8 protein-coding genes are annotated in these 18,559 nt (G+C 66.8%); 3 read left to right on the forward strand and 5 right to left on the reverse strand.

Going from position 1 to position 18,559, the window contains the following annotated elements; all coding sequences use genetic code 11:
* Nucleotides 1-17 precede the first annotated feature (17 nt).
* Complete coding sequence (locus AC51GR_RS14975; RefSeq protein WP_496325418.1) at nt 18-722, forward strand: TetR/AcrR family transcriptional regulator; 705 nt, start codon at nt 18-20, stop codon at nt 720-722.
* Nucleotides 723-758: 36 nt separating this feature from the next.
* Here the strand turns inward: AC51GR_RS14975 and acpS are convergent, their stop codons facing one another.
* Both acpS and AC51GR_RS14985 read right to left on the reverse strand, forming a co-directional pair.
* Nucleotides 759-1,163, reverse strand: a complete 405-nt coding sequence (acpS, locus tag AC51GR_RS14980) for a holo-ACP synthase AcpS (RefSeq protein ID WP_496325419.1) — start codon at nt 1,161-1,163, stop codon at nt 759-761.
* A gap of 3 nt (nt 1,164-1,166) precedes the next feature.
* Nucleotides 1,167-10,385 (reverse strand): fatty acid synthase subunit beta domain-containing protein, encoded by a 9,219-nt coding sequence (locus AC51GR_RS14985; protein WP_496325420.1) that lies wholly within the window; start codon nt 10,383-10,385, stop codon nt 1,167-1,169.
* 432 nt (nt 10,386-10,817) lie between these two features.
* Here AC51GR_RS14985 and AC51GR_RS14990 point away from each other — a divergent pair, with 432 nt between their 5' ends.
* Together AC51GR_RS14990 and AC51GR_RS14995 are read left to right on the forward strand one after the other, a co-directional pair.
* Nucleotides 10,818-11,252, forward strand: coding sequence for an HIT family protein (locus AC51GR_RS14990; protein ID WP_496325421.1), 435 nt, complete (start codon nt 10,818-10,820; stop codon nt 11,250-11,252).
* Nucleotides 11,245-12,009, forward strand: coding sequence for an SIR2 family NAD-dependent protein deacylase (locus tag AC51GR_RS14995; protein WP_496325422.1), 765 nt, complete (start codon nt 11,245-11,247; stop codon nt 12,007-12,009). The genes AC51GR_RS14990 and AC51GR_RS14995 overlap by 8 nt, the downstream gene beginning before the upstream one ends.
* Here the strand turns inward: AC51GR_RS14995 and AC51GR_RS15000 are convergent.
* From AC51GR_RS15000 to AC51GR_RS15010, 3 genes are all read right to left on the reverse strand, one after another.
* Nucleotides 12,006-16,169: a PDDEXK-like endonuclease domain-containing protein gene (locus tag AC51GR_RS15000; protein ID WP_496325423.1), complete on the reverse strand. Its 4,164-nt coding sequence runs from the start codon at nt 16,167-16,169 to the stop codon at nt 12,006-12,008. The two genes, AC51GR_RS14995 and AC51GR_RS15000, sit on opposite strands and share 4 nt — an antisense overlap.
* A 100-nt stretch (nt 16,170-16,269) precedes the next feature.
* Nucleotides 16,270-16,614 (reverse strand): rhodanese-like domain-containing protein, encoded by a 345-nt coding sequence (locus AC51GR_RS15005; RefSeq protein WP_496325424.1) that lies wholly within the window; start codon nt 16,612-16,614, stop codon nt 16,270-16,272.
* Between the two features lie 145 nt (nt 16,615-16,759).
* A complete protein-coding gene (locus tag AC51GR_RS15010) occupies nt 16,760-18,445 on the reverse strand; it encodes a DEAD/DEAH box helicase (RefSeq protein ID WP_496325473.1) in 1,686 nt (561 codons plus the stop codon).
* Between the last annotated feature and the right edge of the window lie 114 nt (nt 18,446-18,559).

Genomic DNA, 18,559 nt, shown 5'->3' on the forward strand with positions numbered 1-18,559 from the left:
CGGAGGCAGGCTCGTTCATGGCGGAGCGGCAGTCCGGACACGGAACCACCGGTGCACTGAAGACCGGTGCTCCGGGTTCCGGTGCTTCCCGGCTGCTCAGCACCGAACCCCTCGTCCCCCGCAAGCGGCCGACACAGCAACGTAGCCAACTACGTTTCGATGCGATGTTGGCCGCTGCGCGGGAGCTGCTCATCGAGGTCGGGTTCGAGTCGCTGACCTGTGAGCACATCGCCGCCCGCGCTGATGTCCCCATCGGCACGCTCTATCAGTACTTCGCGAACAAGTACGTGGTCGTCTGCGAACTCGACCGGCAGGACGCGGCCGGGGTCCAGGGCGAACTCGCGACGTTTGCCGCGGAGATCCCGTCGCTGGACTGGCCGAGGCTGCTGGAGAAGTTCATCGACCACCTCGCGCAGCTCTGGCACGACGACCCGTCCCGGCGGGCCGTGTGGCTGGCCGTTCAGTCGACCCCGGCGACCCGGGCCACCGCGACCGTCCACGAACGCGCCCTGGCCGCCCAGGTGGCGCGCATCATCGCACCGCTGACGCCGCAGCGCGATCGTCGTGCGTTGATGTCGGAGTTGCTCGTACACACCGCCTATTCACTGCTCAGTTTCTCTGTGCAGGAAGGCCACAACCACGCCGACACCGTCGCCGAGCTCAAACTCATGCTCGGGCGATACATGATGCTCGAGAACCCCGAAAGCCGCCAGACCACGTAGTGATCCGGCGGCTGTCCGCGCACGGGGTGGGGTGTTTCAGTCTTCTTTCGGCGCCTCTTCGATGACCGCCACGGCTGCCGCCATGTCGCCGTCATGGGTCAGTGAGATGTGCACAACCGTGCCCGCCAGATGCCCGGCGATCTCCCCGCCCAGCCTGATCGCCGGCCGGCCCCAGGTGTCGGTGACGACCTCGATGTCACCATGGGTGATCGTCGGCAACAAAGGCTTTCGCGCGAACCGGCTCACCGACCAGGCCTTGATGACAGCTTCCTTCGCCGCCCACCGGGCAGCGAGATGCCTGGCATCGTCACCGGTGCCGGACGCGGAGTCCCGGCGCTCCCCCACCGTGAACCGATCGGCGAAGGTGGTGCCAGGCTGCTGCAGCTGCTCGGCGAAGCCGGGGATCGACACGAGGTCGATCCCCACTCCGATAACCGTCATGACTCAGTAGTGTCCGTTGGCCGACAGGCGGGCGTCGTGATCGAGCAGCATCGCCGCTTCCTGATCACCCTCGTACGCGCTGTCGTCGAAGCGTCGGTTCGGCGGCCGCTGGTAGGCGGGCTTGCCACCGAACATCGACTCGAGCAGACGCTGCTGTCCCGACCGTGACCGCTCTGCGGCCGCGGCCCGGTACCGATCGCGCTGGGCCGGATCCAGGGATGCCACAAAGGCTTCCGGATGGACCACGGCGATCAGACCCGAGACGTGACCGAACCCGAGGCTGGTCAACAGACCTGCCTTGAGCGCGAACCGGTCACCGAAGTGCAGCGGCGTGGTCGGCCAGACGAGGTGCTTGTACTCCTCCATGGCCTCGTCGACGCAGTCCAGGCTGCGGTTCGGCGGGATGACGCCGTCACGCAGGATCTGGCACAGCCCGATCAGCTGGAAGGCCGCGGCTCCACCCTTGGCGTGACCGGTGAGCGACTTCTGCGACACCACGAACAGCGGCGCACCGTCGCTGCGGCCGATCGCCGCGGCGAGGCGCTCGTGCAGGTTCGACTCGTTGGGGTCGTTGGCCTTGGTCGAGGTGTCGTGCTTGGAGACCAGTGCCACGTCGTCCGGGCTCACGCCCAGCTGGCGCAGCGACCGGGCGAAGCCCGAATCCTTCTGCCCGCGAGCCGCACCCAGCGCACCGATGCCCGGAGCCGGGATGGAGGTGTGGACACCGTCGCCGAAGCTCTGTGCCCAGCCCACGACACCCAGGACCGGCAGGCCCATCTCGGCCGCGACATCGCCGCGGGCGAGCAGGATCGTGCCGCCACCCTGTGACTCCACGAATCCCCCACGACGGCGGTCGTTGGCGCGGGAGTAGCGACGCTCGTTGATGCCCTGCGCTGCCATCTTCGACGACTCGGCGGTGGCCGACATGTCACCGAACCCGACGATGCCCTCGATACCGAGGTCGTCGAAACCGCCGGCCACTGCGAACAGCGCCTTGCCGAGCTTGATCTTGTCGACGCCCTCCTCCACCGAGACGGCGGCGGTGGCGCAGGCGGCGACCGGGTGGATCATCGCGCCGTAGCTACCGATGTACGACTGGACCACGTGCGCGGCAACAACGTTCGGCAGAGCTTCCTGCAGGATGTCGTTGGCCTTGGCCTCACCGGTGAAGGTGTCGAGGTACAGCGACCGCATCGACTCCATGCCGCCCATACCGGTGCCCTGCGTGTTGGCGACCAGGCCCGGGTGGACCCACCGCATCAGCTCGGAGGGCTCGAAACCCGATCCGAGGAACGCGTCCACGGTGGCGATCAGGTTCCACAGCGCGACACGATCGACCGACTCGGCCATGTCCGCGGACACGCCCCAGCGGGTGGGATCGAATCCGGTCGGGATCTGACCGCCGACGGTCCGGCTGAGCTTGAACTTGCGGGGAACCCGGATCTCGGTGCCCGACATGCGGGTCACCTGCCATTCGCCGCTCTCGGCGTCGACCTTGATCTTGGTCTTGTCGGGAGCCGCGGACAGGAACGACCGCGCCTCGGACTCCGACGCCACCGAGAAGGTGAGGTCGTTGTCGAGGAACACCGAGGTCAGCAGCGGCGAGGTGTTGCCGATCATGTCGCCGTCGTCGGCGTACTGCCGGATCCCGCAGCGCTCGACCACGGCATCGTGATAGCGATCGGCGATCTCGGCCTCCGCCACCGGATCACCGGATTCGGCGTCGTACCAACCGGGCTTCGGCGTTGCCTCCCAGGTGATCAGGCCCGTGCTCCAGGCCAGCTCGAGGACTCCGGCGGCCGACAGCTCTTCGGCGACCTCCATCTCGAAGCGGGTCCGGCTGCTGCCGTACGGTCCGAGCTCTCCGGCGCCGACGATGACCACGAGATCCTCGGGGCGGGCGTCGATGTTGCCCCACTCCGGGGTGGTCGACTTCGGGGCGCGGGCCGGCGACGGCAATGCCGCCACGGTCGGCTCGTCGTCTTCGGTGTCGTCCTCGGCCGCCGCTGCCGCGTCGGCCTGAGCCTGCGCCAGTGCCTTCATGTCGAGCTTGGCATCACCGAGTCCGCCGGTCAGGTCGAGCTGCAACGGTTCGGTGCGGGCCCGGGCACGCGCCTCGGGGGTGACGGACTTGAGCAGTTCGGTGGCCATCTCGGCCGTCGACCACGTCTTGACACCGGCCGCCTCGACGGCCTCGACGAGCCCGTCGTTGTGACCCATCAGGCCGGTTCCGGACACCCAGCCGATCAGGGCGTGGGCCAGGGTGACCTTTGAGTTCCATGAATCCTCGGCACCCCAGCGCTTCACCAGTGCATCGAGTGCAGCCTTGGACTCACCGTAAGCGCCGTCCCCACCGAACATTCCACGGTTCGGGGAGCCGGGCAGCACCACGTGCAGGCGGGCGGCCAGGTGATGGTCGGCGGCGATGTCGCCGAGTCCGGCGATCAGTCGCTCGACCGACCACAGGAGCACCTTCATCTCGAGTTCGGCGCGACCGCCGGCATCGGTGAGGTCTCCGGCGACCCGCGGCGCGGCGAACGGGAACAGCAGCGTCGGCTTGAGGGCCGGCTTCACCACACCCGTTTTGCCACCGAGGTTTTCGGTCTGCTCGCTACCGATCCACGACACGAGTTCGTCGACGTCGGTGTACGACGACAGGTTGGCCGGGACCACCCAGAGCGCTGCGTTTCCGCGGGCACTGCGGCGGTACAGGGCCTTGAAGAACGCCATCCGGTTCTCGTCCAGACGCGACGTCGTCGCGACAACCGTGGCGCCGTCGGCCAAGAGTTGCTCGACAACCGCTGCGGCGATCGACCCCTTGCTGGCGCCGGTCACCACCGCGATGTCATCGGCGTACGACGAAGGCTGCGGATCCTGTGCGGCATGCGCGATCTGGGCGTACAGGCGCGAATGCTCCTGGTAGCCGTTTGCCAGGGCCTTGCCCTGCCACCAGGTCGCCTGATGGCAGACCGTCTCACCGGCACCGATGAAGCGTGAGGCGATGTCGTAGAAGTCCTGGTCGAGGACGTGCTCGTCTTCGATCCACAGTCGGGCCAGATCTTCGCGGGAGCTGGCCCAGCGGTCATCGATCAGCACCGCGCGGCGCTCGTCGAAAGCCGGGGTCACCACGCGCAACCAGTCCGAACCGAGTTCGGCGCTGACGCGTTCGAGTGCGGCGGTGTTGTCCTCGGCCGGTTCGGCGGCCGAGACCTCGTCGGCCAGACCGAGCTTCTCCAGAATGGTCTTCGCGGCCGAGGCCAGGGCCCCACTGCGTCCGGTGAACTGTTCTGTCAGCTCGCCCAGGGCAGCCGCGTCGATGGTGCCTCCGCCGCCACCGCCACCGGCGGCCGGCTTGGACACCGCAATGCCCTTGAGGGCGCCGACCTTTGAGACTGCGGCATCGATGAGTGCGTCGACGGCGTCGGTGTTGGCGGGGGCAGTCGAGATCAGGTCGCCCAGATCGCCACCCCGCACGCTCACGCCGTCCCGGCTTCCGAGTGCGACCGCGACCGCGGTGTGCAGGGCCCAGCCGGGGCCGAGCTGCCAGACGGAGGTGACGCGGTCCTCGATGTACGACGAACGCTTGCCCGCCGGACCGAAGACCTTGCGGATCTGATCGCCCACCGCATCGGAGAGGACCGGCCCCAACGGCTTGTAGCCACGGGCCAGAGCGTTCACCGTTGTCGACAACGCCGGCATCTCGGCCTCTGCGGCACCGTCGATCGCGCCCAGTCCGAGCTCGCCACCGATGTCGAGGAGCAGCTGGTTACGACGCGAGGAGACTCCGTCACACAGCGCCTCGATGGTGTCTGCCGAACCGATCTGATCGACGCGGATCTTGGTCCACAGTGCGATCACCGAGTTCACGGCGTCGGTCGGGCCGAACGAGATGTCGTCCGGGCGGGGGCCCGAATCGGCCGGAGCCGCAACCGGGGCCGGAGCGGCGGCGACCGGTGCGGCGGCTGCCGGGGCGCCCTGATCGGCCGCAACCTCGGTCACGACATCGTCGTCCTCGTCGATCTCGGGCGCGCTGTCCTTGGACAGGATGACGTCGGAGTCCCGCTCGATGTTCAGGACCTGGACGACTGCCTGCTGGTAGTCGTCGAGCTTGAGGGTGTTGCCGGCCAGACCGCTCAGTGTCGGTGCGGATTTCACGCCGACCTCGACGAATCGTTCGACACCGATGCCGCCACGCTCCACCGGGGTGAACAGCAGATCCTGCGTCTCGATCCAGCGGACCGGGCTGGCGAACTGCCAGGCCAGCAGCTCGATCAGGATCACGCGGGTCAGGGCACTGGGCTTGGCGGTCCACGAATCCCAGTCGGCGAGAACCTCGTTCAGAGGTTCCGACGGGACCAGGTCGGCGATCTCCTGGACGAAGTCGCGGCCCAGGTTGAACATCCGCGGCACCAGGTTGGGGACGTAGCGGCCGACGAGGATGTCGGGGTCGATGTGCTCGGGCAGCAGATCGTCGAGACGGTGCCGGAAGTCCGGTACACCGGCGCGCAGCACCGTCGAGTGGAACGGCACGTCGATACCGGGGATGACGATGAAGGAGCGCTTGCCACCGGTCTTCGCGCGGCGCACCTCGATCTCGGCCTCGAGCGCCTCGAGGCCCTTCACTGTCCCGGCGATCGCGTACTGCGAACCGAGCAGGTTCAGGTTGACGACCTCGACGAACTCGCCGCTGCGCTCACCGATCTCGTTGACGAATCCGATGACGTCGGCGTCGGCCAGACCGAACTGGCTGGGCCGGATGGCCGCCATCTGGTAGTCGCTGCGGCCCTTCGCATCTCGCGGGACGAGATGGTGCATGGCCTCGCCGCGCTGGAAGACGACCTCCAGGACGGCCTCGAGCGGGAGAACGCCGGCGCAGGCGGCCAGTGCGTTGTACTCCCCGACCGAGTGGCCACAGGTGATCGCGCCTTCGATGAAACCGCCGGACTCCTTCAGCTCGGCGATCTGGGCGACACCGAGTGTTGCCATCGCAACCTGGGTGAACTGCGTCAGGAACAGCACGCCGTCGGGATGCTGATAGGTGGTGCCACCGGCCGACAGCGTGGTCGGGTTGTCGCGGACCACGGCCAGGATCGAGAAGCCCAGGGCGTCGCGGGTGTGCTTGTCGGCGCGGTCCCAGATCTTGCGGGCGGCCTTGGAGCGGGCGCGGGCGTCGAGACCCATGCCCTTGCTCTGGATGCCCTGGCCCGGGAATGCGTAGACGGTCTTCGGCGGCGCCAGCAGGCCGGTGGCGTTCATGACCAGCAGGTCACCCACCTTGCAGCTGACCTCGATGATGTCGCGGCCGGCGTCCATGCCCACGCGGTCGACCCTGATCGTCACCTCGTCGCCGGGACGGACCATGCCCAGGAAGCGTGCGGTCCAGCCCTGCAGCGCACGCGGCACCGGGATCGGGTTCTTGGAATCGGTGGCCGTTGCCACGTGCTGCGCGGCCGCCGAGAGCCACATGCCGTGCACGATCGGGCTACCGAGTCCGGCCATCTTCGCGGCGGAGTCGTTGACGTGGATCGGGTTGTGGTCACCCGAGACCAGCGCGAACCCGTGCATCCGCGACGGGGTGGCGACCTTGGCCTCCCGCAGCTTCTTCCGGGTCGCGTCAGCGGCCTCGGCGCTCAGGGCGCCGCCGGCACGGTCCGGATCGGACAGCTCTCCGGCACCGGTACGACCACGAACGGCGAACCGTTCGGTCATCTCCGCGACGACGCGTGCTTCGTCGGCGATGGAGACGGCAACGGTGATCACGCGACCCAGATCGGTGTCGGTGACATCGGAAAGGGTTGCAGTGACGGTGAACTCGGCCTTGGTGCGGGGCAGCTCACCGACCGTGGAGGTCACGTGGTCGAGGTGGACCAGGTCGAGCAGTCCCTCCACGACGGGCACACCGTCCTCGGTGGTGGCCGCGCCGATCACGCTGAACACGGTCGGCCAGCAGAGTCCGACGAGGGTGTCGGGGTTGGCGAAGCCGCGCACACCCTGCGGCAGTGAGGCACTGAGATGTTGGGGCAGGGTGTAGGCGGTCACCGCGGCGTGGTCGGCGACGGCTTCCGGATCCCAGGTGGCGGTGGTGGTCGCGGTGCGGTCGGCAACCGCGGTCAGCGATCCGCCGGCGGCCACGGTGAGCAGCTGGCGCATCGCACCGGCGGCCGCGTCGACGGTCACCTTGGGAGCGCCGCCGTCGAGGATGGAGTTGTCGACGATCATCGGGATCGAGACGACGGCCTTGCCGATCGGCACGTTCAGCACGACGCCGTCGTCGGTGCTCTCGAGGACGGCACCGGTGGGCTCGTGCTCACCGCGCTCGGAGGACGGGAACTCCCAGGCATTGCGATCACCCAGCAGGGCAATCGGGTTGGCGACCAGGCGTCCCGACCACTGCACATTCAGCGCCTCGATGACGGTGCCCAGGACTCCGTCGACGACGACCAGTCCGGCGCGCAGCCGGGCACTGATCGGCTCGGGCTGATCACCGACACCGAGCAGGTCGGTCACGACCTGGGCCTCGAAACGGTCGAGCAGGTCGCCCACCGGCTCGTCGACGCGGGTGATACCGGCAACCGCGACGGGTCCCGGGATGATGCAGACCTCGTCGGCGCCGTAGCGCGGGTCGTGGGCCTGCCACAGCGAGTCACTGCGCCACCAGCGGCGCACGTCCTTGTCGATCACGGGCACGAAGTTGACCGGCTTGCCCGGGGTGCGGCACAGCTCGAGGAAGAACACCAGATCGGCCGGATGCAGCACATCGGTGCCTGCCGCCGGGTAGACCGCGACCAGCGCATCGATTGCGGCACCGGCGTTGTCGGTGGCCGAGGTGTGTCCGAAGAGTGTGGTGATCTGGCCGCGATCGGCGTCGTTGAGCCGAGCCTCGGCGCGCTGGAGCATCTCCACGAATCGCTGACGCCAGGTGATGTCGACCCAGCTCGCCTCGCCCGTGGCCTCGCCGACGGCCAGCTCGACGTAACGCTCGAGCCACTGCTGATAGGTCATCTGGGCGACGTCACCGAAGTACGGCTTCGCGGTGCCCGAGAGCGCCTCGATGATCTCGTCGCGCCGATCGGCGACGGCCTCGTCATCTCCGGCGACATCGTCGAGCAGGCGGCCACAGCGGGAGGCGGCATTGTCGATCTCGTGGATGTCGGCGCCCAATTGGCTGCGGCCCGATGCCATTCCGGCAGCGGCGTATCCGGCGCCGATCCATTCGTCACACCCGGGGGTGTTGACCAGCAGTTCCTTGACGGCCGGCGACGTGGTCGCCTCTTTGGCCGCCATGGCGGCGGTGCCCACGAGGATGCCGTCGAGCGGCATCAGCGGGTAGTCGTGTGCGGCCGACCAGACACCGGTCAGGTATTCGCTGGCACGCTCGGCGGTACCGATGCCACCACCGACACAGATCACGACGTTCTGGCGGGCGCGGAGCTCACCGTAGGTGGCCAGCAACAGCGCGTCGAGGTCTTCCCACGAGTGGTGCCCACCGGCGCGACCACCCTCGATCTGAACGATCACCGGGTAGTGCGGCACCTCTGCGGCGATCCGGATCACCGAGCGGATCTGGCCGATCGTTCCGGGCTTGAATGCGATGTACGGGATCTGCGCATCGGCCAGCTCGGACACCAGTGCGACGGCTTCGTCGAGCTCGGGGATGCCCGCAGACACGATGACGCCGTCGATCGGGGCGCCGTTGGCGCGTGCCTTCTGCACCAGGCGCTTGCCGCCGATCTGCAGCTTCCAGAGGTACGGATCGAGGAACAGGGTGTTGAACTGGGCCTGACGGCCGGGCTCGAGCAGTTCGGTCAGCTTTGCGATGTTCTCGGCGAAGATCGGCTCGGTGACCTGTCCGCCACCGGCCAGCTCGGCCCAGTGGCCGGCATTGGCGGCCGCCGCGACGATCGCGGGGTCGACGGTTGTCGGGGTCATGCCGGCCAGCAGCATCGGCGAGCGACCGGTCAGACGGGTGAACGCGGTCTCGACCACCTGACGGCCGTCGGGCAGCGACACGATGCGGGGACGGTAACTGCTCCACGGGATCTGGACGTCCGGGATGCCGCCGGGTGCGAACAGGTTGCGCTGTCCCCCACGCTGACTGACGGAGATCAGGCCGATGCCCTGTCCACGGACGACGGGGACGCTCAGCCGGGTCGCGACATCGCCGGGACCGAGGTCGAGGATCCACTTCGCGCCGGCGTCGATCACATCGTCGAGGGCATCGACCCAGTTGACCTGATCGACCAGGACCGCGGCGGCCAGGCGACGTGCTGCGACCTCGTCGATGTCGCAGGCGGCGGCCCATTCGGCGACCAGATCGCAGGCAGACTCGAGCGAAGAATGATGGAACGCGATCGACACGGACAGCGGATCGAAGACCGGCGCGAAGGGGGAACCACCGGTGAGCTTCTTCTTGCGATCCTGTGCTTCTGCGGCGGCGACGGCCTCACACCGGGCGATGAACGCGGCCAGGTGACGCGGTGCGCCGGAGAGCACGACCGAACGCCGACCGTTGATGATCGAGACAGCCGGCGCCGACACCCGGTCGGGCTCCTGCAGTCCCTGGGCGTATTCGTCGACCAAGAGCTGGATGCGGGCGGGATCGACCTGGGTGACCGAGAGCATCGGGCTGCCCGCGGCGTCCACGGACAGGCCACGGCGGCGGGCGATCAACGCGCCGGCGGCACCGATGAAGTGCGCCACCGCGAGCAGTGCGCCGTCGCCGAGTCCACCGTTGCCCGATGCCGACGTCACGGCCTCCGCGGCGAGTACGCCCTGGGAGTGACCGACCGCGGCGACCGGGGGCATCGCGTCGATGTCGAGTCCCTGCTTGCGGTTCGCGCTGATCGCGGCGAGCTGCGCCAGCAGGATGCCGGGTACGGACACGGGCGCGGCGGCGAGGGCCGAGCCGACCGGCAGGACTTCTTCGCTGTTGTACGCATGCACCCAGCGCAGCGGGTGGAATCCATCGGGACGCACGGCCGCGAGCTGATCGGACACCGGCTCGATGAGTCGCTCCGCGGCATCGACGATCTTCGCGACGCTGCGATCGAGATCTGCGTCGATCACCAGCTCGGCGAGCACGGGCAACCACGGGCCGCCCTGTCCGCCGAAGCTGACCGCATAGGGCTCACCTTCGCGCAGTCGGTCGATCAATGATCCATCCGGGCGCGAGGCCCGGGCCGAGTTCTCTTCTGCTCCGGCGCGAAACTGGTGAATGGTCACGGGGCTCCCTCATGTTGCATCTTGATTGTTTGCGGGCGTGACACCGCACATCGTCCTTGGTTGCGCACCTGCGAGCCGTTCCCGCCCTAGAGCGTTCACTACGCTGTCGATCACGTTGTCTTTCAACATGATTCATCTACAGAGCCAGGCCTCGACGCCCGGCGTCGTCAGATGCGCATGGAGACCATGTTGGCACACAAAAATGAGGTTTTCCTCATGTTTGTAAGTGACCCGCGGGTATACCCATCGGTAACCTCACCGGTAACCACGCGGGGGATGCACGGTGCACATCCAGCGGCCGAATAAAGCCAGCTCACACCGCCCGAACGACCACCCGGCCGGCCCGGTTCGAGCCCTGAAAGTTGTTACCGAACCGTGACAATTAATTTGGTCGCCGGCCGCGTCATCGCGCACTGCCACTAGGGTGAGCGCATGACGGAGTGCATATTCTGTGCCATCGCCGACGGTTCCTCGCCCGCCCACATCGTCTATGAGGATGCCGACGTCCTGGGATTCCTCGATATCCGCCCGGTCCGGCCCGGCCACACCCTGCTGATCCCGAAGAAACACGCCGCCGACCTCGCCGAACTGAGCCCGGAATCGGGTGGCAAGCTCTTTGTCGCGGGCCAGGCGGTCGCCGCCGCACTGCGCGCTTCCTCGATCGCCGCCGACGGGGTCAACCTACTGGTCAACGACGGCCGGGCGGCATTTCAATCCGTGTTCCATTCGCATCTACACGTGGTCCCACGCCATCACGGCGACAAACTGACCCTGGCAAAGGGACTCTTGACCCGGCGTGACCCCGACCTGCCCGCAACCGCCGCGATCCTGCGCGCACAACTGGAGAACTCGGCCACCGATGACTGAACCCACCATCGACCCCGCGATCGCCGAACTCGTCTACAGCGCGGACCGGGTGACCGTCTGCTCGGGTGCCGGAATGTCCGCGGAGAGCAACGTGCCGACCTTCCGCGACAGCCAGAGCGGTCTGTGGGAACGCTTCGACCCAACCGAACTGGCCACTCCCGATGCCTGGTCGCGCGACTCCGCGATGGTCTGGGCCTGGTACCAGTGGCGCGCCAAACTGGTGCGCTCCACCACTCCCAATCCGGGACATGTGGCGCTGGCCGAGTGGGCCGGCCGCCGCGCCGTCTCGGTGATCACCCAGAACGTCGACGATCTCCACGAGCGCGCCGGCAGCGATGTCATCGCACATCTTCACGGCAGTCTGTTCGAACCCCGGTGCTCGAATTGCGATCTGCCCTACTCCGGTGTCGACGCCGATCCGGAGATGGCAACCGACACACCACGTATCGAGCCTCCCTCGTGCCCGCAATGCCTCTCGGAGGTACGCCCCGGAGTGGTGTGGTTCGGCGAGGCACTGCCCACCGACGCCTGGGATCGCGCGGCCGCTGCCGCCGTCGGATGCGACCTGATGATCGTCGTGGGCACATCGGGACTGGTCTACCCGGCTGCCTCGCTGCCCGAGCGAGCACTCGCGGTCGGCATACCGGTCATCGAGATCAACCCGGAGCCAACACCTTTGAGTTCGTCGGTGACCCACTTCATGCAGACCACCGCAGGCCTGGGCCTGCCGGCACTGCTGCGGGAGGTCTCCCCCTAGTCGCCGCCGGTCAGTGCCACCGGCTGCCATGGGTCGTCGACCGGGCCGCCGGCCAGGTCCGCCCCCACCGAGTTGGGTTGCACACCACGTTTTTCGAGTTCATCCCACAGACCGTCCAGGGCGTGCTCCGGATTGAGCAGATACTCCGATTCCCGCACCCGCCAGAACCTCCAGCCGCACCGCCGGAGTTCGCGCTCGCGCTCCATGTCGGCGCGGGCCTGTTCGGGTGTACTGGTGAACTCGTCTCCGTCGCATTCCACTGCCAGCCTGGCGTCGCTGCCGGTGACGACCAGATCGACAACCCGATTGTTCACCACCACTTTCGGATTCACATAGAACCCGCGATCGACCAGGTCGACGAAGATCTGCTGCTCGAACAGTGAATCGAACGGTTCGGTACGTGAGGTCGGGGTGACGCCGGTCGGCATCGGTTCCACCACTGCGCCCTCGGTCTTCTGCATGTATGTCAGCAGTGAATAGCGCAGGTCGTTGTCTTTGAGATCGTCGGGCTGCACGGAATGGACCAGCCACAGCTGCTCCATCGCGCGAGATGCCGCAACGTTGATACGTCGCTGGGACTCGCTGCGCCGCAAGACGTTCACATTGGTGTCCGGGCAGACCACCATCGACAAGAACACCACATGGCGTTCGTCGCCCTGGAAGTCCGGCGGCGTGCCGACCCGGAGGTTGCGGTCACGCCACACCTGCGGATCCACGGCCTCCCGTAACAGCTGGGTCAGCAGATCGACCTGCCGCTGCCCCTGCAGCACCACCACCCCGAAGGACATCCCGTCGTAGCGCGGATCCTGCAGGCACTCGGTCAGCACGCGGACCAGCGCGGCGGCCTCGTCGGCATTGACCAGCGACGAGTTCGAGCCGGTGCTCCGGGCGTTCTCGACGTAACGGGTGCGCAACGGCGGCAACCGGTCGGCACCGAACTGGCGCACCGGGATCAGCGGTGCGTCCGGGTAGAACTGCCGGCTGGAGAACTCGATGATCTCCGGCATCGACCGGAAATGTTCACGCAACCGCACCACATGACCGAACCTCGTCCGCAGCATCGAGAACAGGCTCGACCGTGGGGTGAGGCTGTCGCGCATGTATTGCGGGATGTCGGGCAGGTAGGTGTCGAGCTTGGCGAACACCTCTTCCATCCCCGAGCCACCGAAACCACCTGGCGCGCACTGCCGATCGTCGCCGACGACGATCACCCGCGGCGCCAGCCACAGCAGGAACAGGCTAGAGATGTCCGCCTGGCTGGCCTCGTCGACGATGACCACGTCGAAGGAGTTCTGGACGGGTGCAACCGAACTGAGAACCTGCGCGATCGGCATGATCCACGCCGGCACCGCGGTCTGCGCCTGTGCCATCGCCGAACGTGCTGCCAGCCGGAAGCGCTCGGCATGTTTGCCCGAGCCCTTACCGATGTTGGTGATGTGGTCACGATAGGACTGCAGAGCCTGCACCTGACTGACGGTCATGTGCTCGAGGCATTCCCGCCAGGCACATGCGGCGGCCAGCCGGGAGGTGAAGTGCGTGATGTCGGCCTCGACCTCGTCGAGGTCGGCCTCCAGACGCCTCTCGCGGTCGGGATCGCTGCGTTCCTGGGCCCACTGATAGGCACGTCGCCACGACCAGGCCGCGTCGAGGTCCTCGAGTCGGTCTTCCCACACCGGATCCTCGGCGGTTTCGACCAGGAGCTTGACCAGCGCCGGAGCCTTCGCTTTCAGCCTCAACTCCAGCAGATCGAGCGCGCCCTGGTTTTCGAGTTCGATGCGGGCGCTGTGCCAGGCCCGGCGGGCCTCCAGAACCGCATCGGCGTCCGCTGCCCGCACTGCGGCCAGAAGCGCGTCGCCTTCGGGTGACGGACCCTTCTCGACCTCGGCCGACAACGCACGGGCGATGTCGTCGAGTTCGCGGCGGGCCAGGACACCGTCGTTGGCCGCGGCGATCGCACCGGCCTGCCGAGCCACCTCTTCGACCTCGTCGATGCTCTTCGGCCGCGGGCCACCGGGGCTGATCGCATTGAGTTCACGGACCAACTGATCACGGCCGGTGAGCAATTCGGAGACCCAGGCCAGTTGTCCGTCGAGGCGGACCAACCGTCCGAGCTGGACCGATCGCGTCCCGGAGGTGTCCATCGGCACACCCACCTCGGCAAGGATCGCCTGGACGCGGGAGACCGCGTCGATCACGCCGAGATGATCGGCGACCATGCGTAGCGACGCGGCATCTGTGGGTTCGCGACCGTCGACGGTGTAGGTGGCACCGAGTTCTTCGACTGCCTTCTGCTCCGGGGCCTTGCGGAAACGCCCCCGCCACTGGCCACCGGACTCGAGGTACTGCGCCGCCTTCTCGTAGACGACCGCGTCGCCGGGTGCGGCACCATGCCCCTCGACCGTATGGGTCCCGATCCGGGTGTCCCGTTCTGTGGCGTCGTCGATCACCGAAGACAACGCGGTGACCCGGGTCCACAGGTACGAGGCCTCACCCGAGAGCAACCGGTCGGCCATCTGCTGCAGATGTGGTGGGAACGTGCGGACTTCGCGCACGGCGGCGCCGAGCCGATCACACCTTGCCTTGACCCGCAGCAACCGCGCACTGTCGACATCGGCCAAGATCGCCAGCAGCGAACCGCTGCCGACCATCTGCTCGGTGGGTCTATTGCGAACCCGGTTACAGATCGACTCGAGTTCGACCGTCCCGGGCAGCACGAGGTCGAGGTCGGGCAGATGCTGGCCGATCCGACTCGCCCAGCGGTCGGTGCGACGGCCCAGCAGTTCGAGCAACCGGTCCAACTCTTCGCGCTCCAGCGGCGGCAACGGACTGTGAAGCGGTCCTGGTAGCCAGTCATGCTGCGCGGCAACCTCATTGCATTGCCGGACGATGCCCGCAGCGGTGCCGCTGTAGTCGGCTGCGACCCACTCGTGCTTCTCGGTCTCGGACTCGCGCAGCTGCCAGATGTCGCGCAGGATCTGCTCCCGCTTCGACCGGGCCTGGTCACGCTTGGACCGCAGATTCTTGATCTCGCTCGTCGCCACGCGGGACTGAAAACTGCCCTTGCGGTTGGCAATTGCCTCCACGCTGTCGATCAGCGACTGCGACCCGTCCTTGGTGACATCGGTGATCGACACCGCCAGTTGCTGTACTTCGACGGGCAGCTTCTCCCGCAGCACGTGCAGGGCCTGCGCCTTTTCGGAGACGACCAGCACCCGCTGCCCCTTGGCCAGCAACGCAGTCATCAGGTTGGCGATCGTGTGGGTCTTACCGGTTCCGGGCGGACCCTCCACCACCACACCGCTGTCGAGACCGAGCTGGGCCAGGATGTCGCGCTGCTCGACGTTGGACGGCAACGGATACAGCGCGTCCTCGACGAGTTCTTCGGCCGACATCGCCCCACTGTCACGCAGACGCCGAATACGTTCGTCCGCCTCAACCGCCTCCACGAGCTGGGCCAGACCGATCGGGATCTCGTGCGACTCGTCGCGCAGAGCCACGATCATTTCTTCGTAATAGTCGAGCAACGGCGCCGAACCACGTCGACGGAGCACCAGAGCGGGCTCGAGATCGACCGTGACCGAGGCCGGGTCGTCGGCGACGGCCCGGCGCCACTTGGTGAAGAACTTCTCGATGGAGTCCGCCACCGGCGAGCGCGTGGTGGCGAGCTGGCCGGACAGTTCGGCCGAGACGGTCAGATCGAACCCGTCGAAGCCGGTCAGCAGATGTCCGGCATGCAGTACCGGCTGGGTACCACCGGCGAGCTTGACGGTGATCGTGCCCGCGGCGTGGTCGTGGTCGGCAACGACCGGCTGGGTCACAAGGTGCTCGCGGACCGCAACCGGGTCGCCGTAGGTGAGCAGTCCCGAGGCGAGTACGAGTTCGAGTGACTCAGGGCGCTCGGCCAACTCGTCGATCGCCTGCGCGAGAAGGTCATACGCGGTGTTCTGTGCGGGATTCTCACGCGACAGCTCGGCGATGACCTGGCCGACGGCGGCATCCCGGTTGATCGGGATGTCATAGCCGTCACCGATCCAGACCACGCCGGCGTGGTCGCTCACGTCACGAATGACCGACGATTTTGCGCGGATCAGTTCATGCAGGAACTGCAACAACCGCAGAACCCTGCCACGCCGGTCGTCGCCGGACACCGAATCGGTCATCACGTCCTCGAGTTAAGCCTCAGGTTGACACTATTTATCACCCTGAACGCTACCCGCTGGAGCGTCTCGGTTCACAGCGCGTGTCTTTAACGGCCTGTCGTCATTTGGGCGCGATGGCCGCGCGCAACGCGCGGTACCCGCCGACCACGTAATGAACGTTCGTATACCCCAGGGACGCGATCTTCTCGGCGATCCGAGCTGATTGTGATTTCACCGATACGACATCGATCTCGGTGTCGAGACTGTCGATCACCGGGATCCGACGGCTCGAGCCCGGGTCGAAGGCATCCTCCAACTCACCGGGCTCTACCACCACGGCCCCGGGCAGACTGCCCTGATGCCGCACGACCTGTGGTCGCATGTCGACCACGATCGCCGTTCCGCGATCACGGTGCTCGGCAGCCTCAGCTGCCGAAATCGGATCCGCCGTCACCACTGAAGTCATCACCGTTCCCTATTGCTCGAGATACATGCGCCACTGGTTAGATCGTGAGGCCAACCAGCATTGTTACGGGAAGATCTCATTTTGTCGAACACTTCCCCAACACGGACATGCTATCGAGCAATAGGAACCGGTTCTGCCAACTCCGCTAGGGACGACCCCGGCCGGCAACCTTCTGCGTACCCCGCCGATCGCGGCTGAACGACTTGTTGCCATAGCTCTTCGAACCGCCCTGCGAGCGGCCACGGGGCGAACCCTCGTCCTTCTTGATTCCGATGGGCACACCGGCGATACGCGTACTCCGCAAACGCGACAACGTCTCGCGGTCGAGATTGCGGGGCAGCTCGACCAGCGAGTGGTCGGCGCGGATGCTGATGTGACCGAAATCGCCACGGGACAGACCGCCCTCGTTGGCGATCGCGCCCACGATGGCACCCGGGGTGACGTTGTTCTGCCGTCCGACAGCCAGCCGGTACGTCGCAAAGTCACCGTCGCCACCGGAACGCTCAGAGCGTTCCTTGCGGTCACGGTCCTTGCGCTCGCTCGCCGGCGGATCGGGTGAGAGCAGGAATCCACCGTCCCGCGTCTCCAGTGCCAGCGCGGCCGCGATGTCGGCCATGGTGACGTCGTTCTCGCTGGCGTAGTTCTCGATCAGTTTGCGGAAGAGATCGAGGTTCTCCGATCCCAGATTCGCGGTGATCGACTCGCCGAATTTCGTCACCCGCTGTGCGTTGACGTCGTCGACGCTGGGCAGACCGATTTCTTCGAGCGGCTGACGCGTGGCCTTCTCGATCGCGCGGAGCAGGTGACGCTCCCGCGGCGACACGAAGAGCAGCGCGTTGCCCGAACGACCGGCGCGGCCGGTACGGCCGATGCGGTGCACGTAGGCCTCGGTGTCGTGCGGGATGTCGTAGTTGAGGACGTGCGAGATCCGCTCGACGTCGAGCCCGCGGGCGGCGACGTCGGTGGCGACCAGGATGTCGACCTGACCGTTCTTGAGCTGCGCGATCGTCCGCTCACGCTGCGCCTGGGCGATGTCACCGTTGATCGCGGCCGCCGAGAAGCCACGCGAACGCAGCCGTTCGGCGAGATCCTCGGTGGCCTGCTTGGTACGGACGAACACGATCATCGCGTCGAACGTCTCGACCTCGAGTACACGGGTCAGTGCGTCGAGTTTGCGCTGATGAGAGACCTGCAGATAGCGCTGCGTGATGTTCGACGCAGTCGCGGTCTTGGCCTTCATCGTGATCTCGACCGGGTTCTTCAGGTACTTCTGCGACAAGCGCCCGATGGTCTTCGGCATGGTGGCGGAGAACAGTGCCACCTGCTTGGAGTCAGGGGTGTCACGCAGGATGCGCTCGACGTCCTCGGCGAAACCCATGTTGAGCATCTCGTCCGCCTCGTCGAGGACGAGGTAGTCGAGCTCGGAGATGTCGAGGGTGCCCTTGTCGAGGTGATCGATCACGCGACCGGGGGTGCCCACCACGATCTGGGCGCCGCGGCGCAGACCGGACAACTGCACGGTGTAGCTCTGGCCGCCGTAGATCGGCAGCACCTTCACTCCGGGCAGATGCACCGAGTAACGGCCGAAGGCCTCGGCGACCTGCAACGCGAGTTCACGCGTCGGTGCGAGGATCAGCGCCTTGGGCTTGCGTGCGCTCGGATCGATACCCGAGAGAATCGGCACCGCGAAGGCGGCCGTCTTACCCGTACCGGTCTGTGCAAGACCAACCACATCCCGGCCCTCGAGGAGCGGCGGAATTGTCGCTGCCTGGATCGGCGAGGGGGTTTCGTAACCCACGTCCGTGAGCGCCTGCAACACGCGGGGATCCATCCCGAGATCTGCGAAGGTCACGGTTTCTTCATTTTCGGCGGCAATATCACTCGTGGGGGCCGCACCAATACTGTCTGTCATCGCTATCCACTGTAGCCGTGATCAGCTTGAATC

The sequence above is a fragment of the Williamsia sp. z71 genome, from assembly GCF_059553375.1.

What these genes read in the sequence shown, in the direction of transcription:
- AC51GR_RS15010 (WP_496325473.1), bottom strand. Translation starts at nt 18,445, where the DNA reads ATGGATCCCCGCGTGTTGCAGGCGCTCACGGACGTGGGTTACGAAACC.
- AC51GR_RS15000 (WP_496325423.1), bottom strand. Translation starts at nt 16,169, where the DNA reads ATGACCGATTCGGTGTCCGGCGACGACCGGCGTGGCAGGGTTCTGCGG.
- acpS (WP_496325419.1), bottom strand. Translation starts at nt 1,163, where the DNA reads ATGACGGTTATCGGAGTGGGGATCGACCTCGTGTCGATCCCCGGCTTC.
- AC51GR_RS14995 (WP_496325422.1), top strand. Translation starts at nt 11,245, where the DNA reads ATGACTGAACCCACCATCGACCCCGCGATCGCCGAACTCGTCTACAGC.
- AC51GR_RS14975 (WP_496325418.1), top strand. Translation starts at nt 18, where the DNA reads ATGGCGGAGCGGCAGTCCGGACACGGAACCACCGGTGCACTGAAGACC.
- AC51GR_RS14990 (WP_496325421.1), top strand. Translation starts at nt 10,818, where the DNA reads ATGACGGAGTGCATATTCTGTGCCATCGCCGACGGTTCCTCGCCCGCC.
- AC51GR_RS15005 (WP_496325424.1), bottom strand. Translation starts at nt 16,614, where the DNA reads ATGACTTCAGTGGTGACGGCGGATCCGATTTCGGCAGCTGAGGCTGCC.